Genomic DNA, 22788 nt, shown 5'->3' with positions numbered 1-22788 from the left:
TACAGCCCGTGAACAAATCGCTGTACATTTTAGACGCAACCCATCAGCAAGCGTTTGTCAACCGTAGGGCCATCGGCCTCGTTAGTGGCTGACCTTCTGCTCGCCGGGAGGCGTTTCCAACCAATTCTCGATAGAGGAATCTTCAATGAGCAAAATTCTCGCAGTCATGATCGCTGGCCTGTTTGCCGCTGGCGCCTATGCACAAAACCCGGCCGGCACCACGCCCGAACAAGGTAACGCCACCAACAGCAAGTCGCAGCAACGTGCCGAAGCCAAGAAGGCTTCCAAGCCCGCTGGCAAGGTTGCAGCTCCCGCTGGCGACGAAGCCAAGACGCCCGAAGGCGGCGCCATCGGTGGCGACAAGGCTGCTGCTTCCGGCGAGAAGCGCGCTGAATCGCGCGACCAACGTCGTCGTAACAAGGACGGCAGCGTGAAGCGCAAGTCGACCCAAGGCGGCACCCCGAAGTAATTCGGCCTGCTCAAAAGAAAGCGCTCCTCGGGGCGCTTTTTTTTCGCCTGTAGTCGTTGTCCGACTGTCAACCACGCGCCGCGGCTTCCGTTGAATGTCTACCTTCCGCGGGAAGGGCAATCCAAATCAACGAATTTCAAAGGATCTCTTCATGAACAAGCTGCTCGCAGCCCTGGTCGCCGGTCTCTTCGCTGCCGGTGCTTTTGCTCAACAAGCCGAACCCACCACGGCCGCTCCCGCCGCCGCGAAGGTTGCCAAGCACGCTTCTGCCAAGAAGCACGTTGCCGCCAAGAAGCACAAGGTTCGCCACGTGGCCAAGGCCCACACGGCCACCGCCAAGAAGGTGTAAGCTTTCTCGCTCTCCGGCAATGCCCGCATCAGCGGGCATTTTCATTTGGCTTTCAATCAGCTTCAATTTTGACTACGGGCCGGGCACCGACCCCACCCTGAAAGAGTTGTCCGATGTTCCAGCGTCTCGCCGCCCTGCTCCTCGTGTCCGCGTCGTTCATGATGTCGGCGCAAGCCCAGCAGCAACCCCAGACCGACCTGCCACGCACGCAGTTGTCGGTCGGCCTCTACAAGATCGACACGCAGATTGCGCAAACGCCTCAGCAGCGCGAGATCGGCCTGATGTTCCGCAAGGAAATGCCGCAGGCCGAGGGCATGATCTTCGTGTTCGAGCAGCCCGCCACCCAGTGCTTCTGGATGCGCAACACCATCCTGCCGCTCACCGCCGCCTTCGTGGCCGACGACGGCCGCATCGTGAACCTGGTCGACATGCAGCCCATGACCGAGAACTCGCATTGCTCGCTGGAGCCCGTGCGCTACGTGCTCGAAATGAACCAGGGCTGGTTCGCCAAGAAGAACATCAAGAAGGGTGCGAAGCTGGGTGGCGAGCTGTTCGCAGCCACCAAACGCTGAGCATTCGCTGGCTGCAGCCCGCAAAAAAGCCGACCCGCGGGTCGGCTTTTTCATTGGCGGAGCGTGTGCTCAGCCACGGTCTTTTCAGCCGAAATTCTTGGCCGCGAAGTCCCAGTTGGCCAGCTTGGCCAGGAAGGTCTCGACGAACTTCGGGCGCAGGTTGCGGTAGTCGATGTAGTAGGCGTGTTCCCAGACGTCCACGGTCAGCAGCGCGGTGTCCGCAGTCGTCAGCGGCGTGCCGGCGGCGCCGGTGTTCACGATGTCCACCGAACCGTCGGCCTTCTTCACCAGCCACGTCCAGCCCGAGCCGAAGTTGCCCACGGCCGACTTCACGAAGGCTTCCTTGAAGGCGTCGTAGCTGCCCCACTTGGCATCGATGGCCTTGGCCAGCGCGCCGGTCGGTGCACCGCCGCCTTGCGGCTTCATGCAGTTCCAGAAGAAGGTGTGGTTCCAGATCTGGGCCGAGTTGTTGTAGATGCCGCCGCTCGACTTCTTGATGATCTCCTCGAGCGTCATCGATTCGAACTCGGTGCCCTTCTGCAGGTTGTTGAGGTTCACCACATAGGCGTTGTGGTGCTTGCCGTAGTGGTACTCGAGGGTTTCCTTCGAATACTCGGGTGCCAGTGCGTCTAGGGCGTACGGCAGGGGTGGGAGCACATGTTCCATGGTTTTTTCTCGTGGGTTGGTTGTGGGGAATCAAGGATTCTAGGAATTAATCATCGAGGACGCGTCGGACGCGTTCCCGTCGCGTCGCCCGGCGTGACGGTCATGTCGACCTCGCCGTCGGCGAGCCGTGCGGTGACCGCATCGCCGGGCGCCAGTTGCGTCGCGCTGACGATCGCATGACCGTCTGTATCGGTGAGCCATGCATAGCCGCGTTGCAGCACCAGCGCCGGGTCGAGCAGCCGCAGGCGCAGCGCGACGCGCTCGAGGCGCTCGCGACGCTGCGTCAACGCCCGGTCGAACTTCACGGGAAAGTCCGCGGCGATGGAGCGCGGCACCTGCGCCAGCCGCTCGCGCCGCGACAACACCGCGTAGTGCAGCCGCTGCGCGTGGTGCGCCAGGCGAAGCTGCTGGCGCGCGACGAGGTTCGACGGACGGCCCAGCCGGCCCGCCGCCTGGTCCAGCCGCTGGCCCAATGCATCGAGCCGCCCGCCCAGCGCATCGCTCAGCCGTTCGTCGAGCAGGTCGATGGCCCCGAGCCACAGGTCGCGCGGCGCGCTGACGAGTTCGGCGGCCGCCGTGGGCGTGGGCGCGCGCAGGTCGGCACAAAAATCCGCGATGGTGAAGTCGGTTTCATGCCCCACGCCGCTGATGAGCGGCACCGGGCTCTGCACGATCGTACGCGCCAGCGTTTCGTCGTTGAAAGCCCAAAGGTCTTCGATGGAGCCGCCGCCTCGAACCAGCAGGATGACGTCCACAGCCGGCTCGAGTTCATAGAGCGATTGCAATGCACGCACCAGGTCCGCCGGCGCGTTGGCACCCTGCACGGCCGCCGGCGCCAGCACGACCGGAATGTGCGGCACGCGACGTCGCAGCGCCGTGACCACGTCGTGCAAGGCCGCCGCGCCCAGCGACGTGACGACGCCGACGGCGCGCGGCATGGCCGGCAACGGCCGCTTGCGCGCGGGATCGAACAGGCCTTCGGCTTCCAGCCGTGCCTTGCGCTGCATGAACTGCTCGAACAGCGCGCCCTGCCCCGCGCGCCGCAGGCTCTCGACCACCAGTTGCAGATCGCCGCGCGGCTCGTAGACCGCGAGCCGGCCGCGCACCTCGACCTGGTCGCCGTCACGCGGCGAAAAGTCGAGCAGGCCGGCTGCGCGGCGAAACATCGCGCAACGCAATTGACCGAATTCGTCCTTGAGCGAGAAATAACAGTGTCCGCTCGTAGCGCGCGAAAACCCCGAAATCTCGCCACGAACCGTGACCGGATTGAAACGCGCGTCGAGCGCATCCGCCACCGCGCGGCACAGCGCGCCCACGGCCCACACGCGAGGGCCTGGCGCGGAATTCGGTTCACGCAGGTTCATGACGCGCACGCACGGCCCAAAGCCACTCTTCCACAACGCGCCTCAAGACGCGTGCTTTGCGCGCTTGCGGCGGAACAGGCGCACGGTTCCACGTGCAAGCCATTGATTTCATTGAAAAAAGTGCTGCTCAAAATTCAGTCGTTCTAGCGAAAAGGCCGTCCCATGCGGGTTCGGACGCCTTGCGCAGCAGGTTAGTCACAAAGTTATCCACAGAATCTGTGCGTCTGTGCCGACATCCAAACAAGGCGCGTGCCGATGGTGGGCTCAGTGGATAATCGCCGCGCATTTGCAGTCTACGGGCCGGAGGATTTTCTTGTTTTCCATCATAGTTGCCGCGGGTTGGCCGATCTGGCCCTTGCTCGCTTGTTCGGTCATTGCGCTCGCGCTGGTTATAGAACGTTTCACGAGTCTGAAAACCGTGAAGGTCCTGCCACCGAAGTTGCTCGACGAAACCATTACCGTGTCGCATACCGCCATTCCGGGGCCCGACGTGGTGACCAAGCTGGAACGCAACTCGATGCTCGGCCAGGTGCTGGCCGCCGGCCTGCGCGCGCTGAACGCGAACCCGCGCTGCACTGAAGACGACCTTCGCGCGGCCATGGAAGCCTCGGGCCGCACCGTGGCGCACAAGCTGGAGCGCTATCTCCCTGCCCTGGCCACCATCGCTTCCGCCGCCCCGCTGCTCGGGCTGCTGGGCACGGTGATCGGCATGATCGAGATCTTCGGGTCGCAGTCGCCCGGCAGCGGTGCCGTCGGCGCGGGCAACCCGGCGCAGCTGGCGCATGGCATCTCGATTGCGCTGTACAACACGGCCTTCGGCCTGATCGTGGCCATTCCGACGCTGATCTTCTGGCGCTACTTTCGCAGCCGCGTCGACGAATACCTGCTGAACCTCGAACTCTCGGGCGAGCGCTTTGCCCGGCACCTGAACGCACTGCGCAAATGACGACGTCCATGCTCGCCACCGCGTGTGCCGCGCTGCCCTGCGAAGGGGCCGCCGCCTCCTTGGGGCAGCTTGGCGGGGGCCTGTCATGACCCGTGCCCGCATGCAGTTCCGCCACGGCGCGCGCGACGAGCCCGAGATCAACCTGATCCCGTTCATCGACGTGCTGCTGGTCATCCTGATCTTCCTGATGCTGTCGACCACCTACAGCAAGTTCACGGAAATGCAGCTGCGGCTGCCGACGGCGGATGTCGATGCGCAGCGCGACTACCCGAAGGAAGTGATCGTGACGGTGTCGGCCGACGGCCGCTACGCCATCAACAAGACCCCGCTGCCCGACCGCAATGTCGAGACCGTGGCCGCCGCGCTCGCCGCAGCAGCCACCGGCGGCAAGGACAGCGTGGTGATCATCAGCGCCGACGCCACCAGCCCGCACCAGGCCGTGATCACGGTCATGGAGGCCGCACGCCGTGCCGGCCTGATGCAGATCACCTTCGCCGCCCAGTCGACGGCACAAGCCGGGCACTGAGTGCCGTCTTCCGAAGGCCACGGCAGCAGCGCCGCGCCGCCGGCCTCGCGGTTGCAGAGTGCCTGGCTGCGGCGTGGCCCCATGGCCTGCCTGCTGTGGCCACTGTCGCTGCTGTACGCCGCCATCTTCGCTGTCCGCACGGGGCTCTATCGCCTCGGGTGGCTGCGAACGGAGCGGGTGCCGGTGCCCGTCATCGTGGTCGGCAACGTGATCGCGGGCGGCGCGGGCAAGACGCCGGTGGTGATGGCCGTGGTTCAGCACCTGCGTGCACGCGGGCTGCAGGTGGGCGTGGTCTCGCGCGGCTACGGGCGACGCACCGACGACTGCCGCGAAGTGCTCGGCGACAGCGATCCGCTGGACGTGGGCGACGAGCCCGCACTGATTCATCACGCAACCCGAGCGCCCGTGTTCGTGGCGCGCAAGCGCATCGAAGCGGCGCGTGCGCTGCTTGCCCGGCATCCGGCCACGCAGGTGATCGTCAGCGACGACGGGCTGCAGCACCTGGCGCTGGCGCGCGACATAGAGATTTGCGTGTTCGACGACCGGGGCATCGGCAATGGCTGGCGGCTGCCTGCCGGGCCGTTGCGCGAAGCCTGGCCGCGCAAGGTCGACCTGGTGCTGCACAGCGGCGCGCGGCCAGCCTTTGCCGGCGGGTTCACCGCGACGAGGCGCCTGGCGAACGAGGCGCTGGCACACGACGGCTCGCGCGTGCCGTTGGATTCACTCGTCGGGCGCCCGGTGATTGCCTTGGCGGCCATTGCGCGGCCCGAGGCTTTCTTCGACATGCTGCGCGCACGCGGCCTGACGCTCGCCGAGACCATCGCCTTGCCCGACCACCACGACTTCGACGGTTGGCAACGCCCGGACGCACCCGGCCACACGCTCGTCTGCACCGAAAAGGACGCCGTCAAACTCTGGCGCCGGGCGCCCGACGCGCTGGCCGTGCCGCTGGAGTTCGCGCCCTCCCCGGAATTCTTCAACGCGCTCGACGCAAAGCTATCATCGCCCGATGGATACCAAGCTGCTTGAACTGCTCGTCTGCCCCGTCACCAAAGGTCCGCTGACCTGGAACCCCGAGAAGCAGGAGCTCTGCTCGCGCAGCGCGCGTCTCGCCTACCCGGTGCGCGACGGCATTCCGGTGCTGCTCGAAAACGAGGCACGCACGCTGTCCGACGAAGAGCTCGGCCTGTGAGCTTCACCGTCCTGGTGCCGGCGCGCCTGGCGTCGACACGGCTTCCCAACAAACCCCTGGCCGATATCGCCGGCCTGCCCATGGTGGTGCGCGTGGCGCAGCGCGCGGCCGAATCGGGCGCCGCGCGCGTGGTGGTCGCCGGCGACGACGCCTCGATCATCGAAGCCTGCAAGGCGCACGGCGTCGAAGCCGTCCTCACCCGCCAGGATCACCCCAGCGGCACCGACCGGCTGGCCGAAGCCTGCGAGCAACTGGGCCTCGACGGCGACGACATCGTGGTGAATGTGCAGGGCGACGAACCGCTGATCGACCCGGCGTTGATCGACGCGGTCGCCTCCACGCTGGCCTCGCACAGCGAAGCGGCCATGAGCACCGCGGCGCACGAGATCGATTCGATCGCAGACTTCATGAACCCGAACGTGGTGAAGGCCGTGCTCGACGCACAAGGCAACGCCATGTACTTCAGCCGCGCCCCCATTCCGTGGTGGCGCGACGGCTCGACGCAGGGCGATGCGCCCGCCGTGCTGCCCACGCCGGCGCCGCTGCGTCACATCGGCATCTACGGCTATCGCGCGGGCTTCGTGCGCAAGTTTCCGTTGCTGCCGGCGGCGCCCGTCGAGGGCACCGAGGCGCTGGAACAGCTGCGCGCGCTGTGGCACGGGCACCGGATCGCGGTGCATGTGAGCCATGTCGCGCCCGGCCCGGGCATCGACACGCCAGAAGACCTCGCGCGCGTGCGCGCCGTCTTTGCCGCTCGGACCAGCGCCTGAGAAAGCCGCCCGGCCTGCGGGAAGTGCGGAGATTTTCTCGAGGGCACGCATGCTATCCTCGAAGCAATTCCGCCTGGCCCAGCCATGAGGCCGACGCTGGGTGCGACACAAAATCTAAGAACCGTCCGAGGACACCATGAGACTAATTTTGCTGGGCGCGCCCGGGGCGGGCAAAGGCACGCAAGCGGCCTTCATTTGCCAGAAATACAGCATTCCGCAAATCTCGACCGGCGACATGCTGCGCGCCGCGGTCAAGGCCGGCACCCCCCTGGGACTGCAGGCCAAGGCCGTCATGGATGCGGGCGCACTGGTCAGCGACGACCTGATCATCAACCTGGTGAAGGAACGCATCGCGCAGGCCGACTGCGCCAGCGGCTTCCTGTTCGACGGCTTCCCGCGCACCATTCCGCAGGCCGACGCCATGAAGGCGGCGGGCGTCAAGCTCGACTACGTGCTCGAGATCGATGTGCCCTTCGGCGACATCATCGAACGCATGAGCGGCCGCCGCTCGCACCCGGCTTCGGGTCGCACCTACCACGTCAAGTTCAACCCGCCCAAGGTGGAAGGCAAGGACGACGTGACCGGTGAAGAGCTGATCCAGCGCGAAGACGACAAGGAAGAAACCGTGCGCAAGCGCCTGGACGTGTACAGCCAGCAGACGCGTCCGCTGGTGGACTACTACTCGGCCTGGGCCAACACCGACCCGGCCGCCGCGCCGAAATACCGCGCCATCAAGGGCGTGGGCACGGTCGACGAAATCACGCAGCGTGCGCTGGCCGCACTGAGCAGCTGATCTCGCAGCCGCCCTCTCGCAGGGCGGCTTTTTTTCGTTACCCGAGCAGTTCCAGCATCAGCGCGATGCGCGCCTTCACGGGCGTCAGCGCGCCCGCATCGCGGAACTGGTCGCCTGCCTTCGGCAGGATGCGCCCGTTCACGCAACGCGTCGCACGAACGATGGCAATTCCGTCGGCCTGCGCCTTCAATGCCGCTTCCTCCAGCGCGTGATGCACCGTGCCGTTGCCGGTGGCGGCCAACACCAGCCCTCGCAGCGGATCGACGCCCTTAGCCTGCACCAGCGCCTCGACCACGGCCCCGCTCGCACCGGCGTGGCTCATCACGATTTCCACGCGCGGCCATTGCACGGCGGCGGCATCGAAGATCTTCGACACCTGCGATGCAGCAGCCTCGGGCCACGCGCGAACCAACCGCACCTCGCCCTCTTCCACGTAGCCCAGCGGCCCGGCATCGCCTGACGCGAACGCATCGAGCCGGTAGGTGTGCGTCTTCTGGATGTCCAGGCCGCCGTGGATCGTTCCGGCGCACACAGCCATCACGCCCCGCGCACCCGGCGTGGATGCGACGCTGATAGCGTCGCGCACGTTCTGAGGCCCGTCGGGCGCCAGCGCCGTCGCGGGCCGCATCGCGCAGGTGAGGACCACCGGCTTGGTCGCGGAGAGCACCGAGTGCAGGAAGAACGTGGTCTCCTCCAGGGTGTCCGTGCCGTGCGTGATGACGATGCCCGCCACGTCAGCCTGCGCCAGCCAATGCGCGCAACGCTGCGCCAGCTTCTGCCAGGTATCGAAGGACATGTCCTTGCTGTCGAGCTGCGCCACCTGCTCCGCCACCAATGCCACGCCCGTGGGTGCATCGATGCCGCCCAGCAGGTCCGCAACACCCACTTGCCCCGCCGTGTAGCCGATGTTGTCGCCGCTGCTGGCGGCCTTGCCGGCGATGGTGCCGCCTGTGCCCAGGACCACCACGCGACGCACTTCAGGCGAAAGGGAATTGACCATCACTTGTCAACTTTAAAAAACTGGTTAAAAATACAGGTACTGGATATCTAGCCAGTGCCGCAAGGAACCACATATGCAGTTCGCAGTGAAGCTTACAGCCCGCCAGCAGCAGATCCTGGACTTGATCCAGAGCGCCATCGCACGCACCGGTGCGCCACCCACGCGCGCCGAAATTGCCAACGAGCTCGGATTCAAGTCGGCCAACGCCGCCGAAGAACACCTGCAGGCGCTGGCGCGCAAGGGTGTCATCGAGCTCGTCAGCGGCACCTCGCGCGGCATTCGCCTGAAGGGTGACGCTCTGCGCTCGCTGAACGAAACACGCCATCGTGAAGGCAGCCAGTTCTCGCTGTCGCTGCCCGGCATGGCCCAGCTGGCGCTTCCGCTCATCGGCCGCGTCGCAGCCGGCTCCCCCATCCTCGCGCAAGAGCATGTCGACCAGACCTACTACGTCGAGAACACGCTGTTCCAGCGCCAGCCCGACTACCTGCTGAAGGTGCGCGGCATGTCGATGCGCGACGCCGGCATCATGGACGGCGACCTGCTCGCCGTGCAGGCCACCAAAGAAGCGCGCAACGGCCAGATCGTGGTGGCGCGGCTGGGCGAAGAAGTGACCGTGAAGCGCCTGAAGCGCAACAAGCAGGTCATCGAGCTGCACGCCGAGAACCCCGACTACCCGACCATCATCGTCCAGCCGGGCGAGCCTTTCGAAATCGAAGGCCTCGCTGTCGGGCTCATTCGCAACACCATGCTGATGTAGGCCTCACGGCTTGCTGCCAGCTGCACCTCATCCGGCCGCGACAGGTGGCGGGCGTATGGCGAAGAGTCGCCATCACCCTGTCGCAGCCGATTCAAGAAATCCTGCCTGTGTTCAACCTCATACTTTTTTGGAGTTCACATGGGAATCGCCCTCCTCGCCATCGCTGATTTCTGGATGCCGCTGCAATCGCTGGCCAACAGACTGATCCCGGCACGCCGGCCCCACGCCAGGGACCATCTCGACCACAACGACAGCTCCGCCGGCTTGCGCTACGTTGCGGTGCGCCCTGCCTGTGCCTCTCGCAACGGTGCCGGCATGACCACGCCTGCGGTGGCCACCGCCCCTGCGCGTCCGCTGCGCGTGGTTCGCGTGGTCGACGGCAAAGGGCAGCAACGCAATGACCGCGTGGTGATCTCGGGCCGCATGGCCGACGTTTGCGCCGAACTCGACCGACTGGCCGCGCTCGAGACCGCGGAAACCCTGGCCACGGCCCACCGCTCGACGCGCCTGCACTGAGCTGGCACCGAGCCAGCACTCGGCCCGGCATTGGGCGGCACTGCCCGCCAAATCCGCAGCGCAAGCGCCCGTGAAGGCGCACGGCAAGCCGCTTGGCAAGGCGTGCGGGCCGGGTATCCAAACGTTCACAGGTGCGTCATGCCGATGCTGCGAGGCACAATGGCACGCCATGAACATTGTGATCCTCGACGACTACCAGGACGCGGTGCGCAAGTTGCGCTGCGCAGCCAAGCTGGACGCGTACGCGGCCAAGGTCTATACCAACACGGTGAAGGGCATCGGGCAGCTGTCGGTCCGCCTGAAAGACGCCGACGTGATCGTGCTGATTCGCGAGCGCTCCCAGATCTCGCGCCAGCTCATCGAAAAGCTGCCCAAGCTCAAGCTCATTTCTCAGACCGGACGCATCGCCGGTCACATCGATGTCGCGGCCTGTACCGAACGCGGCGTGGCCGTAGCAGAGGGCTCCGGCTCGCCGCAGGCCCCGGCCGAACTCACCTGGGCGCTCATCATGGCCGCCATGCGCCGGCTGCCGCAGTACATCAGCAACCTGAAGCACGGGGCCTGGCAGCAGTCGGGGCTCAAGTCGGCGTCGATGCCGCCCAACTTCGGGCTCGGCTCGGTGCTCAAGGGCAAGACGCTGTGCATCTGGGGCTACGGCCGCATCGGCCAGCTGGTGGCGCGCTACGGGCAGGCCTTCGGCATGCAGGTCGTCATCTGGGGCCGCGAAGCCAGCTGCGCCAAGGCGCGCTCCGACGGCTTCCAGGTGGCGCAGAACCGGCACGAATTCTTTGCCGCCGCCGACGTGCTGTCGGTGCACCTGCGGCTCAACGATGAAACCAACGGCCTCATCACGCTGGAAGACCTCTCGCGCATGAAGCCGACGGCGCTGTTCGTCAACACCTCGCGCGCCGAACTGGTCGAAGCCGATGCCCTGCTCGCCGCGCTCAACCGCGGCCGCCCCGGCCTCGCCGCCATCGACGTGTTCGAAAGCGAGCCGCCGCTGCAGGGCCACGCGCTGCTGCGCCTGGAGAACTGCATCTGCACGCCGCACATCGGCTACGTCGAGCAGGAAAGCTACGAGAGCTACTTCGGCCAGGCGTTCGACAACGTCGTGAGCTACATCAACGGCAACCCCACGAACATCGTGAACCCGGGCGCGCTGCAGGTCCGCCGTTGAGCCCGGCCGCGCCACGGCGCGCGTCGCAACGCGCGCTCTGGGCGCTGCTCGTGGGAAATTTCGTGATCGGCACCGGTGTGATGGTGGTGCCGGGCACGCTCAACGAAATCAGCAGTTCGCTGTCCGTCAGCGTTGCCACGGCGGGCCAGTTGATCACGGCCGCCGCGGCGGTGATGTGCGTCGGCGCGCCGCTGCTGGCCGCCGCGGTCGCGGGCTGGGACCGCCGCCAGCTGCTCGCGCTCACCATGCTCTGGTACGCCGCCGGGCACATGCTCGCCGCGCTGATGCCGAGCTTTGGCGCCCTGCTCCCGGTTCGCATGCTCACGGTCATCGCACCGGCCATCTTCACGCCGCAGGCGGCGGCCTGTGCCGGCCTGCTGGTGCCGCCCGAGCAGCGCGGGCGCGCCGTGACCTTCGTTTTTCTCGGCTGGTCGATCGCGTCGGTGCTGGGCCTGCCCATTGGCGCGCTCATCGGCGGGCACCTGGGCTGGCGCGTGGCGTTCATGGTGATCGCGGCACTCAGTGTCGCGAGTGCGACATCGATCTGGCTCACCCTGCCGAACGCCATTCGTCCCGCCGTGCTGAGCGCCGCCGCCTGGTCGCGTGTGCTGCGCAGCCCGGTGCTGATGGGCATCGTCTGCGTCACCGCGCTGCAGGGCACGGGGCAGTTCGTGCTGTCGAGTTATTTCGGGCCGATCCTCAAGCAGAACTACGGCGCGGACGCGACCTCGCTGAGCGTGGTGTGGGCGCTGTTCGGTGCCTTCGGCCTGATCGGCAACATGGTGGTCAGCCGCTACATCGACCGGGTAGGCGCCGGGCGCATGGTGCTGGCGACGACTGCCTTGATCACGCTGAGCCTGCTGCTGTGGCCGCTGGCCTCCTCGCTCGCCTGGCTGGCCGTGGTGCTGGTGCCCTGGGGGCTGGGCTGCTTCGCGACCAACTCGGCCCAGCAGGCCCGACTCGTGGGCCTGGCGCCGGCGCTGGCGCCCGGCTCGGTGGCGCTGAACAGCTCGGGCATCTACACCGGCCAAGCGGTGGGCGCGGCGCTGGGCGGCTGGCTGCTGGCCAACGACGCGGACGCATGGATGAGCTGGGTCGGCTTCGGCGTGCTGCTGGTCGCCATGGTGCTGAGCGTGGCCATCGACCGCAGCGGCCGCACGGCCTGAACCTGCCGAGCCGCTGCCCCTCCCGGGACCCCGGAACAGTGTCCCCGCCAGCGCCTCCTCGTAACACCCGTCACGCCCCTTGCGCGCGGGGCTGCAAAATCGGGGCTTCGCCAGCCACATCGCGGCACCCGCACCGGTGCCCCGTGCGGCGGCCCCGGATACCACTCAACCATTGAAACCCTCCAGCAAATGACAGTGAACTACACCCGAATCGGCGTCATCGGCGCCGGCGCCATGGGTCGCGGCATCGCGCAGATCGCCGCCCAGGCAGGCAGCGAAGTGCTGCTGCTCGACAGCTTCGCCGGCGCCGCCGAGCGCGGGCGCGAAGCCCTCGCCGCCCAATGGAACAAGCTGCACGAGAAGAACAAGATCGACGCCGCCACGCGCGACGCGTACATCGCCCGCGTGAAGGCCGTGGACTCGGCCCAGGCGCTGGCCGGTTGCGACCTGGTGGTCGAGGCCGTCATCGAAGACCTCGAAGTCAAGCGCACGCTGTTCCGCGAGCTCGAAGGCATCGTGGGCGACACGGCCACGCTGGTCACCAACACCTCGTCGCTCTCGGTCACGGCCATTGCCGCCGGCCTGAAGCACCCCGAGCGCTTCGCGGGCTTTCACTTCTTCAACCCCGTGCCGCTGATGAAGGTGGTCGAGGTGGTGGCGGGCTTCAAGACCTCGCCCGAGGTCTGCGCGCAGCTCGCGGGCTACGCCAAGCAGATGGGCCACAGCGCCGTGCAGGCGCAGGACACGCCCGGCTTCATCGTGAACCACGCCGGCCGCGGCTACGGCACCGAGGCGCTGCGCATCGTGGGCGAAGGCGTGGCCGATTTCGCGACCATCGACCGCATCCTGAAAGACCAGGCCGGCTTTCGCCTCGGCCCGTTCGAGCTGCTGGACCTGACCGCGCTCGACGTGTCGCACCCGGTGATGGAGTCGATCTACCACCAGTACTTCGAAGAGCCGCGCTTTCGCCCCAGCGTGATCACCGCGCAGCGCCTGGCCGCGGGCGCGCTGGGCCGCAAGACCGGCGAAGGCTTCTACCGCTACACCGACGGCGTGATACAGCAGACGCCCGAGGCGGCCGCACCCGTGGTCGAGGGCACGCCCTCGGTCTGGGTGTCGCCGCGTGCCGCGCGCCGCGCCGAGCTGCTGCGCCTGGTGAACACGCTGGGCGCGCAGATCGACAGCGGCGCCACGCCCGCCGCGCATTCGCTGATCCTGGTGGCCCCGCTGGGCTTCGACGTGACCACGGTGGCCGCGGTCGAGCGCCTGGACGCCACGCGCACCGTGGGCATCGACATGCTGATCGACGACGCCGCCACCAAGCGCCGCGTGCTCGCCACCAACCCGGCCACGCGCCGCGACATGCGCGACACCGCGCACGCCCTGTTCGCGCGCGACGGCAAGGCTGTGAGCGTGATCCGCGACAGCGGCGGCTTCGTCACGCAGCGCGTGATCGGCGCCATCGTGAACATCGCCGCCGACATGTGCCAGCAGCGCGTGTGCACGCCAGCCGACCTGGAAACCGCCGTGCAGCTGGGCCTGGGCTACCCGCGTGGCCCACTCGCCATGGGCAACCTGTACGGCCCGACCAACATGCTCGAGGTGCTGTTCAACCTGCAGACGGTGTACGGCGACCCGCGCTATCGCCCGAGCCCGTGGCTGCGCCGCCGCGGCGCGCTGGGCCTGAGCCTGCTGCACGAAGAAGAATAAAAGCCGAGGACCACCACGCAATGACCGCCGAACTGAAGAGCACGAGCGAAGGCAGCACCATGGTGCTGACCATCGCCAACCCGACCCAGCGCAACGCCCTGGGCCCCGAGATCTACGCCGCCGGCATCGAGGCGCTCAACGGCGCCGAGGGCAGCGCCGAGATCCGCAGCGTCGTCATCGTGGGCGAAGGCGCATGGTTCTGCGCCGGCGGCTCGCTGCAGCGGCTGCTGGCCAACCGGCAGCTCGACCGCTCGGTGCAGGCCGAGAGCATCGAGGGCCTGCACAACTGGATCGATTCGATCCGTACCTTCCCCAAGCCGATCATCGCGGCGGTCGAAGGCGCTGCCGCCGGCGCGGGCTTCTCGCTCGCGCTGGCCTGCGACTTCGTGGTCGCGGCGCGCGACGCGGTGTTCGCGGCCTCGTACAGCAACGTGGCGCTGTCGCCCGACGGCGGCCTCAGCTGGCACCTGGGGCAGCAGCTGCCGCGCCAGCTGGCCAGCGAATGGCTCATGAACGGCGAACGCATCGGCGCGCAGCGCCTGCATGCGCTGGGCCTGGTCAACGAGCTCACCGAGACCGGGCAGGCGCTGCAAGGCGCGCTGGCCCTGGCCGCCAAGCTCAACGCGCGCGCGCCCAACTCGCTGGCGAGCATCAAGGAGCTGCTGAGCGATGCGCGCGGCGCCACGCTCACCTCGCAGCTCACGCAGGAGCGCGACCACTTCGTGCGCAACCTGCACCACGCGAACGCAGGCATCGGCATTGCCGCGTTTCTCGACAAGAAGCCACCGCAATACGAGTGACGCCCCCCGCGTCGCTCCCGTGACACCCCCCGCCTTTTCAGTCGCCGAGAGGACAGACCAATGGACGACCCCATTCTTACTATCGAAGAACGTGAAGCGATCAACAGTGGTCGCTGGTTTTCTTCCCTATCCCCATCGCTACGGCACGACATCCTCCGATGCGCTTTCGTCAAACGCTACAAGGACGGCGACCTGATCGCTGCCCGCGGCGACCCGCCCGAACACTGGATCGCCTGCGCCAAGGGCGCGGTGCGCGTGAGTTCGACGGCCGTCTCGGGCAAGCAGGTGACGCTGACCTACGTGGAGCCGGGCATCTGGTTCGGCGACGTGGCAATGTTCGACGGGGACCGGCGCACGCACGATGCGTATGCGCATGGGGACAGCACCATCCTGTGCGTGGCTCGCGCCGACTTCCAGAAGATCCTGGCGTCGCACGTGGAGCTGTACGAGGCGCTGATGCGGCTGCAGGCGCGGCGCATCCGCACGCTGTTCGGGCTGGTGGAAGACCTCAACACCCTGCCCCTGCGGGCACGGCTGGCCAAGCAGCTCATTCACCTGGTGCGCAGCTACGGCGTGCCCAACCTGGACGACGGCAGCCAGATGCGCATCGGGCTGCAGCTTGCGCAGGAAGAACTGGCGCAGCTGCTGGGCGCGTCGCGCCAGCGGGTCAACCAGGAGCTGAAGACCATGGAGCGCGAGGGCACCATCCGCATCGAGACGAGCGGGCTCGTCATCCTGGACCGCGCGGCGCTCATGCGCGTGTCGGAAGCTGAAGACTAGAACGCGCACCTGCAAGAAGACCACCGACAAGAACAGACAAAAGACAAGCACCGACATGAGCCAGGACTTCTCCAACTTCATCGGCACCCGTGCCGTCTCGCAACAGCACGCCTTCGACGTCGACGCGCTTGCCGCCTGGCTCGAGAAGAACCTCGAGGGGTTCAAGGGGCCGCTGACGGTCGAGATGTTCAAGGGCGGCCAGTCGAACCCGACCTACAAGCTGGTCACGCCGTCGCAAAGCTACGTGATGCGCGCCAAGCCGGGCCCGGTCGCCAAGCTGCTGCCCTCGGCCCATGCGGTGGAGCGCGAGTTCAAGGTGATGAGCGGCCTGGCCGGCACCGACGTGCCGGTGCCGCGCATGTACTGCCTGTGCGAGGACGAAGGCGTCATCGGGCGGGCCTTCTATGTCATGGAATTCATGCAGGGCCGCGTGCTGTGGGACCAGTCGCTGCCGGGCATGGGCAACGACGAGCGCGCGGCCATCTACGACGAGATGAACCGCGTGATCGCCGCGCTGCACTCGGTGAAGTTCGCCGAGCGCGGCCTGGCCAGCTACGGCAAGCCGGGCAACTACTTCGAACGCCAGATCGGCCGCTGGAGCAAGCAGTACGTGGCGTCCATCACCCAGCCCATTCCCGAGATGGACAAGCTGATGGAATGGCTGCCCGCGCACATGCCGGCCAGCGCGCGTGACGAGAGCATGGTGTCGATCGTGCACGGCGACTTCCGCCTGGACAACATCATGTTCCACGCCACCGAGCCGCGCGCCATCGCCGTGCTCGACTGGGAGCTGTCGACGCTGGGCCATCCGCTGGCCGACTTCAGCTACCACTGCATGTCGTGGCACATCTCGGGCGCCACATTCCGCGGCATCGGCGGCCTGGACCACAAGAGCCTGGGCATTCCGACCGAGAGCGAATACATCCGCAAGTACTGCGAGCGCACCGGCCTCACCACGCCCGAGGCGCTGGCGCCCGACTGGAACTTCTACCAGGCCTACAACCTGTTCCGCATGGCCGCGATCCTGCAAGGCATTGCCAAGCGGGTCGAGGCCGGCACCGCATCGAGCGAGCAAGCCGTGGCCTCGGGCCGCGGTGCACGCCCCATGGCCGAAATGGCCTGGCAGTTCGCCCAAAAGGCGTAACCGCCGTCCTTCAGCGCCACCCCACTCACACAGGACCCACCAGGAGACACAAGATGGACTTCGAATACTCGGCCAAAACCAAAGACCTCCAGAAACGCGTCAAGGCGTTCATGGACGAGAACATCTACCCGGCCGAAGCCGAGTACAGCGCCGAGCTGGCCGCCAACACGGTCGCCGGCAAGCGCTGGAGCGCGCTGAAGACCGTCGAGAAGGTCAAGGAAAAGGCCAAGGCCCAGGGCCTGTGGAACCTGTTCCTGCCGGTCGACAGCGCCTCGGCGTCCGGCTATGCCGGTGCCGGCCTGACCAACCAGGAATACGCGCCCCTCGCCGAAATCATGGGCGCGGTGCCATGGGCGAGCGAAGCCTTCAATTGCTCGGCGCCCGACACCGGCAACATGGAAACCATCGCGCGCTACGGCTCCGAGGAAATCAAGGCACGCTGGCTCAAGCCGCTGCTCGAAGGCGAAATTCGCTCGGCCTTCGCGATGACCGAGCCCGACGTGGCCTCCAGCGACGCCACCAACATCGCGACGCGCATCGAACGCCAGGGCGACGAGTACGTCATCAACGGCCACAAGTGGTGGATTTCCGGTGCGGCCGACCCGCGCTGCGCGGTCTACATCACCATGGGCAAGACCGACCCCGACGCACCCCGCCATTCGCAGCAGAGCATGGTCATCGTGCCGGCGGACGCCAAGGGCATCCGCATCGTGCGCCCGCTCAACGTGATGGGCTACGACGATGCGCCGCACGGCCACGTCGAGATGTACTTCGAGAACGTGCGCGTACCGGTGGGCAACATCCTCCTGGGCGAAGGCCGCGGTTTCGAAATTGCGCAAGGCCGCCTTGGCCCGGGACGCATCCACCACTGCATGCGCCTGATCGGCCTGGCCGAGCGCGCGCTCGAGCTGATGTGCAAGCGCGCCTCGTCGCGCGTGGCCTTCGGCAAGACCGTGGCCTCGCAGACCGTGACGCAGGAGCGCATCGCCGAAGCGCGCTGCAAGATCGACATGGCGCGCCTGCTCACGCTGAAGGCCGCCTGGCTGATGGACGTGGCCGGCAACAAGGTCGCCAAGAACGAGATCGCCATGATCAAGGTCGTCGCTCCGACGATGGCCTGCCAGGTGATCGACTGGGCCATGCAGGTGCATGGTGGCGGCGGCATGTGCGACGACTTTCCGCTGGCCAACGCCTATGCCCACGCACGCACGCTGCGCTTCGCGGACGGTCCGGACGAAGTGCACCGCAACGCGATCGCCAAGTGGGAGCTGGGCCGCTACGCGCCGAACAAGGCCGACGCCGACATGCCGGTGACGCGCTTCTGATCGTTGTATTGCTCCCTCTCCCTTGCGGGGAGAGGCTTGCGACAAGGGCCGACGGCGTTCAACACGCCCCGGCCCTTTTTCTTTGTCAGAGCTTCTTCTGGAGAAAGACAGCGTGGCCGAAGGCCGGGTCGAGCTGGTAGCCCGCGAATCCCTCGCGCTCGTACGCGCGCAATGCGGGCGCGTTGCCCGACAGCACCTCGAGCGTGAGCTTGCAGGCGCCACGGCGGCGCGCCTCCTGCTCCACCAGCGCGAACATCTGCTGGGCCACGCGCTGGCCGCGGTGGCTGGCCAGCACCACCACGTCGTGCACGTTCACCAGCGGCTTGCAGGCGAAGGTCGAGAACCCCTCGATGCAGTTGACCAGGCCCACCGCATGTTCGCCGTCATAGGCCAGCACGCTGAAAGCCTGCGGACGCGCCGCCAACGCGGTGGGGAGCCCCTGGCGCACCGCCGCATCGAGCGGCGTGCCGCCGCCAGCAGGGTCGCGGGCATAGGCATCGAGCAGGCCGACCAGGGCGGCGGCCTGCGCCGCGTCGCGGTAGTCGACGAGACGGACGTCGATCGGCATCACCACATCACTTCGCCGGTTCGAGCGTGGCCGCCAGCCGCTTCGCGCTCGATTCGGCCTGGGCCGCGTCGCGCGCCTCGACCATCACGCGCACCAGCGGCTCGGTGCCGCTCGCGCGGATGAGCACACGGCCCGCGTCGCCCAACTCGGCCTCGATGCGCTCGGTTTCGCTGGCCAGGGCCTGGTTGTCCTTCCAGTTCTGCTCGGGCGCGAGGCGCACGTTGATGAGCGTCTGCGGGAACAGCGTGACGCCGTCGAGTAGCTGCGCCACGGTCTTGCCGCTGCGCACGCAGGCCTGCAGCACCTGCAGCGCGCTGACGATGCCGTCGCCCGTGGTGTGGCGGTCGAGGGCCAGCAGGTGGCCGGAGCCCTCGCCGCCCAGGATCCAGCCGCGCTTGTCGAGCTCTTCGAGCACATAGCGGTCGCCCACCTTGGCGCGCACGAACTCGATGCCCTGCTTGCGCAGCGCGACCTCGACGGCCTTGTTGGTCATCAGCGTGCCGACCACGCCGACCGGCTTTTCGCCGCGCGCGATGCGCTCGGCCACCATGAGGTACAGCAGCTCGTCGCCGTTGAACAGGCGGCCGCTGGCGTCGACCAGCTGCAGGCGGTCGGCGTCGCCGTCGAGGGCGATGCCGTAGTCGGCCCGCTGCGCCGTCACCGCACTCACCAGCGCCTGCGGGTGCGTGGCGCCCACGCCCTTGTTGATGTTCAGGCCGTCCGGCGACACGCCGATGCTGGTCACCTCGGCGCCCAGCTCGTGGAACACGTTGGGCGCCACCTGGTAGGCCGCGCCGTGCGCCGCGTCGACCACCAGCTTCATGCCGCGCAGCGTGAGGTCGTTGGCGAAGGTGCTCTTGCAGAACTCGATGTAGCGGCCGGCCGCGTCGTTGAGGCGCCGGGCCTTGCCCAGGGCGGCGGAGTCGGCCCACACCGGGGCTTCTTCCAGCGCGGCTTCCACCGCCAGTTCCCAGGCGTCGTCGAGCTTGGTGCCCTGCGCGCTGAAGAACTTGATGCCGTTGTCGGGGTAGGCGTTGTGGCTCGCGCTGATCACCACGCCGAGGCTGGCGCGCTGGGCCCGCGTGAGGTATGCCACGCCGGGCGTGGGCAGCGGCCCGAGCAGCACCACGTCGACGCCAGCCGAGTTGAAGCCCGATTCGAGCGCCGACTCCAGCATGTAGCCCGAAATGCGGGTGTCCTTGCCGATCAGCACCGTCGGGCGGGCCTGGGTTTTCTTCAGCACGCGGCCCACGGCGTGCGCCAGGCGCAGCACGAAGTCGGGGGTGATGGGGGCCTGGCCGACCGTGCCACGGATGCCGTCGGTGCCGAAATATTTGCGGGTCATGGTTGTCCGATCTCGTTTTTTGTTTGTTGTGGTTCTTGCGCCTTCATGGCGCGCCATACGGCGATGGCGGCGACCGTGTCGTGCACGTCGTGCACGCGCACCACGGCCGCGCCGCGGTCCACGGCCAGCAGCGCCGCGGCCACGCTGGGCACGATGCGCTCACCTGCCAACTCGATGCCCGTGACCGCGCCGATGGACGACTTGCGCGACCAGCCCAGCAGCAGCGGCAAACCGCCCGCGAGCAGTTCGCGCTGGCGCGCGAGCAAGGCGAAATTCTGCGCCACGGTCTTGCCGAAGCCCACGCCCGGGTCGAGCGTGATGCGCGACGCATCCACTCCGAGCGTACGCAGCAGCTGCAATTGCGCTTGCAGGAAGGACAGCACTTCGGGAATCACATCGCCGGCCATCGGCACGGCCTGCATGGTCTGCGGATCGCGGTGCATGTGCATCAGGCAGATGCCGCACGAAGGGTGCGCCGCCACGGCCTCGCGCGCGCCCGGTCGGCGCAGCGCCCAGATGTCGTTGACGATGTCCGCGCCCAGGTCGAGCACCGCGCGCATGACCTCGGGCTTGTAGGTGTCGACGGAGACCGGCACGTTCAGCTTCACCGCCTCGCGCACCACGGGCAGCACGCGGGCAAGCTCGTCGTCGAGCGACACCGCCGGGCTGCCGGGACGGGTCGATTCGCCGCCGATGTCGAGGATGTCGGCGCCCTCCTCCAGCAACTGTTCGCAGTGCCGCAGCGCGGTGCCGGTGGAGGCGTGGGCGCCACCGTCGGAAAAGGAATCGGGCGTGACGTTGACGATGCCCATCACCCGCGGCAGGGACAGGTCGATGCGAAAGCGCGAGGTTTGCCACACCGGCGCGGCGGCGGTCGGCTCGCCATGAAAAACGGGGCCAGAGGCCCCGTTGTTGCTTGCTTGCAAACCCACCTCAGGCTGCGGTCGGCGCCGGGTCGGGATTGACCGCCGGCGTGCCGCCGCTGCCACCACTGCCCGAAGGCGGAATGCGCGGCGTCCAGTCCTTGGGCGGGCGCGGTGCGCGGCCGGCCATGATGTCGTCGAGCTGTTCGCTGTCGATGGTTTCCCATTCGAGCAGCGCCTTGGCCATGGCGTGCATCTTGTCGCTGTTCTCTTCGATCAGGCCGCGCGCCAGGGCGTACTGCTCGTCGATGATACGGCGCACTTCGGAGTCGACCTTTTCCATGGTCTGTTCGCTCATGTTGGTCGTCTTGGTGACCGAGCGGCCCAGGAACACTTCGCCTTCGTTCTCGGCGTAGACCATCGGGCCCAGCGCATCGGTCATGCCGTAGCGCGTGACCATGTCGCGGGCGATGGAGGTCGCGCGCTCGAAGTCGTTGCTGGCGCCGGTGGTCATCTGGTGCATGAACACTTCTTCAGCGATGCGGCCACCGAACAGCATGCTGATCTGGTTGAGCATGTACTCGCGGTCGTAGCTGTAGCGGTCCTGCGACGGCAGGCTCATGGTCACGCCCAGGGCGCGGCCACGCGGAATGATCGTCACCTTGTGCACCGGATCGCACTTGGGGAGCAGCTTGCCGATGAGGGCGTGGCCGGACTCGTGGTAGGCCGTGTTGCGGCGCTCTTCCTCGGGCATGACCATGCTCTTGCGCTCGGGGCCCATGAAGATCTTGTCCTTGGCCTTCTCGAAGTCCTGCATCTCGACGACGCGCGCATTGCGACGCGCAGCCATCAGGGCGGCTTCGTTGCACAGGTTGGCCAGGTCGGCGCCGGACATGCCGGGCGTGCCGCGGGCGATGACGCTCGGGTTCACGTCCTGGCCCAGCGGGACCTTGCGCATGTGCACGCCGAGGATCTGTTCGCGGCCACGAATGTCGGGCAGCGTGACGTAGACCTGGCGGTCGAAACGACCCGGGCGCAGCAGTGCGGCGTCCAGGATGTCAGGGCGGTTGGTGGCCGCCACCACGATCACGCCGAGGTTGGTTTCGAAGCCGTCCATCTCGACCAGCATCTGGTTGAGCGTTTGTTCGCGCTCGTCATTGCCGCCGCCGAGGCCGGCGCCGCGCTGGCGACCCACCGCATCGATTTCGTCGATGAAGATGATGCAGGGTGCGTTTTTCTTGGCGTTTTCGAACATGTCGCGAACGCGGGCAGCGCCCACGCCGACGAACATTTCAACGAAGTCGGAGCCCGAGATCGAGAAGAAAGGGACTTTGGCTTCGCCCGCGATCGACTTGGCCAGCAAGGTCTTGCCAGTACCGGGAGGGCCGACCAGCAGCAGGCCGCGAGGAATGCGGCCGCCGAGCTTTTGGAAGCGCTGCGGGTCTTTCAGGAAATCGACCACTTCACGGACTTCTTCCTTGGCCTCGTCGCAGCCTGCGACGTCGGCGAAGGTGACCGTGTTGTTGTTCTCGTCCATCATGCGGGCCTTGCTCTTGCCGAAGCTGAACGCCCCGCCCTTGCCGCCGCCCTGCATCTGGCGCATGAAGTAGATCCAGACGCCGATCAACAGCAGCATCGGACCCCAGCTGACCAGCAGCGTCATGAGGAGCGAGCCCTCTTCGCGCGGCTTGACGTCGAACTTGACGTTGTGGTCGATCAGGTCGCCCACGAGGCCGCGGTCGAGCACCGTGGCGGTCGTGCGGATCTTGCGGTCGTCGTTGGTGACGGCGACGATCTCGCCGCCGCCGGCGCCTTCAGGAATGACGGCGCTCTTGACCTGGTTGTTGCGAACCTGGTCCAGAAACTCGGAGTAGCTGACTGCGCCAGAGCCGACGCCACCGCGGGTGTCGAACTGCTTGAACACAGTGAACAACACCATGGCAATGACGAGCCATACGGCAACTTTGGAAAACCACTGATTGTTCAAACG

At 67.1% G+C, this 22788-nt stretch carries 25 protein-coding genes; 18 read left to right on the top strand and 7 right to left on the bottom strand.

Translation table 11 applies throughout. The annotated features are described in order from the left end of the window. The first annotated feature begins 145 nt into the window (after nt 1–145). From QTI51_RS07290 to QTI51_RS07280, 3 genes are all read left to right on the top strand, one after another. Entirely contained in the window at nt 146–469 is a 324-nt protein-coding gene (locus QTI51_RS07290; RefSeq protein ID WP_116908954.1) for a cell envelope biogenesis protein TolA, read from the top strand. A gap of 151 nt (nt 470–620) precedes the next feature. Beyond that, a complete protein-coding gene (locus QTI51_RS07285; protein ID WP_116908953.1) occupies nt 621–818 on the top strand; it encodes a hypothetical protein in 198 nt (65 codons plus the stop codon). Nucleotides 819–931: 113 nt separating this feature from the next. Beyond that, complete coding sequence (locus QTI51_RS07280) at nt 932–1390, top strand: DUF192 domain-containing protein (RefSeq protein ID WP_116908952.1); 459 nt, start codon at nt 932–934, stop codon at nt 1388–1390. A gap of 84 nt (nt 1391–1474) precedes the next feature. On the opposite strand, the gene QTI51_RS07275 is transcribed toward QTI51_RS07280, so the two are convergent. Together QTI51_RS07275 and xseA are read right to left on the bottom strand one after the other, a co-directional pair. Further along, nucleotides 1475–2056, bottom strand: coding sequence for a superoxide dismutase (locus tag QTI51_RS07275; RefSeq protein WP_116908951.1), 582 nt, complete (start codon nt 2054–2056; stop codon nt 1475–1477). Between the two features lie 50 nt (nt 2057–2106). After that, entirely contained in the window at nt 2107–3420 is a 1314-nt protein-coding gene (gene xseA, locus QTI51_RS07270; protein ID WP_116908950.1) for an exodeoxyribonuclease VII large subunit, read from the bottom strand. A 313-nt stretch (nt 3421–3733) separates the two neighbouring features. On the opposite strand from xseA, the gene QTI51_RS07265 reads away from it, so the two are divergent. The 6 genes from QTI51_RS07265 (at nt 3734) to adk (ending at nt 7647) form a co-directional block, all read left to right on the top strand. Then, nucleotides 3734–4366 carry a MotA/TolQ/ExbB proton channel family protein gene (locus QTI51_RS07265; RefSeq protein WP_116908949.1) on the top strand — a complete coding sequence of 211 codons (633 nt, stop codon included), beginning with the start codon at nt 3734–3736 and terminating at the stop codon, nt 4364–4366. 100 nt (nt 4367–4466) lie between these two features. Then, nucleotides 4467–4892: an ExbD/TolR family protein gene (locus tag QTI51_RS07260; protein WP_503011484.1), complete on the top strand. Its 426-nt coding sequence runs from the start codon at nt 4467–4469 to the stop codon at nt 4890–4892. Between the two features lie 81 nt (nt 4893–4973). Continuing rightward, nucleotides 4974–5921, top strand: a complete 948-nt coding sequence (gene lpxK, locus QTI51_RS07255) for a tetraacyldisaccharide 4'-kinase (RefSeq protein WP_286513686.1) — start codon at nt 4974–4976, stop codon at nt 5919–5921. Next, on the top strand, nt 5902–6084 hold the full coding sequence (locus QTI51_RS07250) for a Trm112 family protein (RefSeq protein ID WP_007836935.1): 183 nt from the start codon (nt 5902–5904) through the stop codon (nt 6082–6084). Before lpxK ends, QTI51_RS07250 begins: the two co-directional genes overlap by 20 nt. After that, a complete protein-coding gene (gene kdsB / locus QTI51_RS07245) occupies nt 6081–6854 on the top strand; it encodes a 3-deoxy-manno-octulosonate cytidylyltransferase (protein ID WP_116908946.1) in 774 nt (257 codons plus the stop codon). Before QTI51_RS07250 ends, kdsB begins: the two co-directional genes overlap by 4 nt. A gap of 136 nt (nt 6855–6990) precedes the next feature. After that, nucleotides 6991–7647, top strand: coding sequence for an adenylate kinase (gene adk / locus QTI51_RS07240; RefSeq protein WP_093129924.1), 657 nt, complete (start codon nt 6991–6993; stop codon nt 7645–7647). A gap of 37 nt (nt 7648–7684) precedes the next feature. Here the strand turns inward: adk and QTI51_RS07235 are convergent, their stop codons facing one another. Next, a complete protein-coding gene (locus QTI51_RS07235; RefSeq protein WP_116908945.1) occupies nt 7685–8647 on the bottom strand; it encodes an asparaginase in 963 nt (320 codons plus the stop codon). Between the two features lie 73 nt (nt 8648–8720). Here QTI51_RS07235 and lexA point away from each other — a divergent pair, with 73 nt between their 5' ends. The 9 genes from lexA (at nt 8721) to QTI51_RS07190 (ending at nt 18022) form a co-directional block, all read left to right on the top strand. Beyond that, nucleotides 8721–9404, top strand: coding sequence for a transcriptional repressor LexA (lexA, locus tag QTI51_RS07230; RefSeq protein ID WP_116908944.1), 684 nt, complete (start codon nt 8721–8723; stop codon nt 9402–9404). Nucleotides 9405–9542: 138 nt separating this feature from the next. Then, the gene (locus QTI51_RS07225; RefSeq protein WP_116908943.1) at nt 9543–9920 is read left to right on the top strand and encodes a hypothetical protein; all 378 of its coding nucleotides are present in this window, start codon (nt 9543–9545) and stop codon (nt 9918–9920) included. A gap of 169 nt (nt 9921–10089) precedes the next feature. After that, nucleotides 10090–11097, top strand: a complete 1008-nt coding sequence (locus tag QTI51_RS07220) for a D-2-hydroxyacid dehydrogenase family protein (RefSeq protein WP_116908942.1) — start codon at nt 10090–10092, stop codon at nt 11095–11097. After that, a complete protein-coding gene (locus QTI51_RS07215) occupies nt 11094–12263 on the top strand; it encodes an MFS transporter (protein ID WP_116908941.1) in 1170 nt (389 codons plus the stop codon). The genes QTI51_RS07220 and QTI51_RS07215 overlap by 4 nt, the downstream gene beginning before the upstream one ends. Before the next feature lie 189 nt (nt 12264–12452). Continuing rightward, nucleotides 12453–13973, top strand: coding sequence for a 3-hydroxyacyl-CoA dehydrogenase (locus QTI51_RS07210; protein ID WP_116908940.1), 1521 nt, complete (start codon nt 12453–12455; stop codon nt 13971–13973). Nucleotides 13974–13993: 20 nt separating this feature from the next. Further along, on the top strand, nt 13994–14773 hold the full coding sequence (locus tag QTI51_RS07205) for an oxepin-CoA hydrolase, alternative type (protein ID WP_116908939.1): 780 nt from the start codon (nt 13994–13996) through the stop codon (nt 14771–14773). Between the two features lie 60 nt (nt 14774–14833). Further along, nucleotides 14834–15553 carry a Crp/Fnr family transcriptional regulator gene (locus QTI51_RS07200; protein ID WP_116908938.1) on the top strand — a complete coding sequence of 240 codons (720 nt, stop codon included), beginning with the start codon at nt 14834–14836 and terminating at the stop codon, nt 15551–15553. Nucleotides 15554–15608: 55 nt separating this feature from the next. After that, the gene (locus tag QTI51_RS07195; protein ID WP_116908937.1) at nt 15609–16697 is read left to right on the top strand and encodes a phosphotransferase; all 1089 of its coding nucleotides are present in this window, start codon (nt 15609–15611) and stop codon (nt 16695–16697) included. Between the two features lie 53 nt (nt 16698–16750). After that, nucleotides 16751–18022: an acyl-CoA dehydrogenase family protein gene (locus tag QTI51_RS07190; RefSeq protein WP_116908936.1), complete on the top strand. Its 1272-nt coding sequence runs from the start codon at nt 16751–16753 to the stop codon at nt 18020–18022. An 85-nt stretch (nt 18023–18107) separates the two neighbouring features. Here the strand turns inward: QTI51_RS07190 and QTI51_RS07185 are convergent, their stop codons facing one another. From QTI51_RS07185 to ftsH, 4 genes are all read right to left on the bottom strand, one after another. Further along, a complete protein-coding gene (locus QTI51_RS07185; RefSeq protein WP_116909106.1) occupies nt 18108–18590 on the bottom strand; it encodes a GNAT family N-acetyltransferase in 483 nt (160 codons plus the stop codon). Nucleotides 18591–18597: 7 nt separating this feature from the next. Then, the gene (glmM, locus tag QTI51_RS07180) at nt 18598–19935 is read right to left on the bottom strand and encodes a phosphoglucosamine mutase (protein ID WP_116908935.1); all 1338 of its coding nucleotides are present in this window, start codon (nt 19933–19935) and stop codon (nt 18598–18600) included. After that, nucleotides 19932–20747 carry a dihydropteroate synthase gene (gene folP, locus QTI51_RS07175; protein WP_165840307.1) on the bottom strand — a complete coding sequence of 272 codons (816 nt, stop codon included), beginning with the start codon at nt 20745–20747 and terminating at the stop codon, nt 19932–19934. The genes glmM and folP overlap by 4 nt, the downstream gene beginning before the upstream one ends. A 121-nt stretch (nt 20748–20868) precedes the next feature. Continuing rightward, nucleotides 20869–22785, bottom strand: coding sequence for an ATP-dependent zinc metalloprotease FtsH (gene ftsH / locus QTI51_RS07170; protein ID WP_116908933.1), 1917 nt, complete (start codon nt 22783–22785; stop codon nt 20869–20871). Between the last annotated feature and the right edge of the window lie 3 nt (nt 22786–22788).

Origin of the sequence: Variovorax sp. J22G73, from assembly GCF_030317035.1 — a bacterium.
Lineage (GTDB): Bacteria > Pseudomonadota > Gammaproteobacteria > Burkholderiales > Burkholderiaceae_C > Variovorax.
The sequence above is the reverse complement of the archived record's forward strand: the minus strand, read 5'-3'. Positions and strand labels throughout refer to the sequence as shown.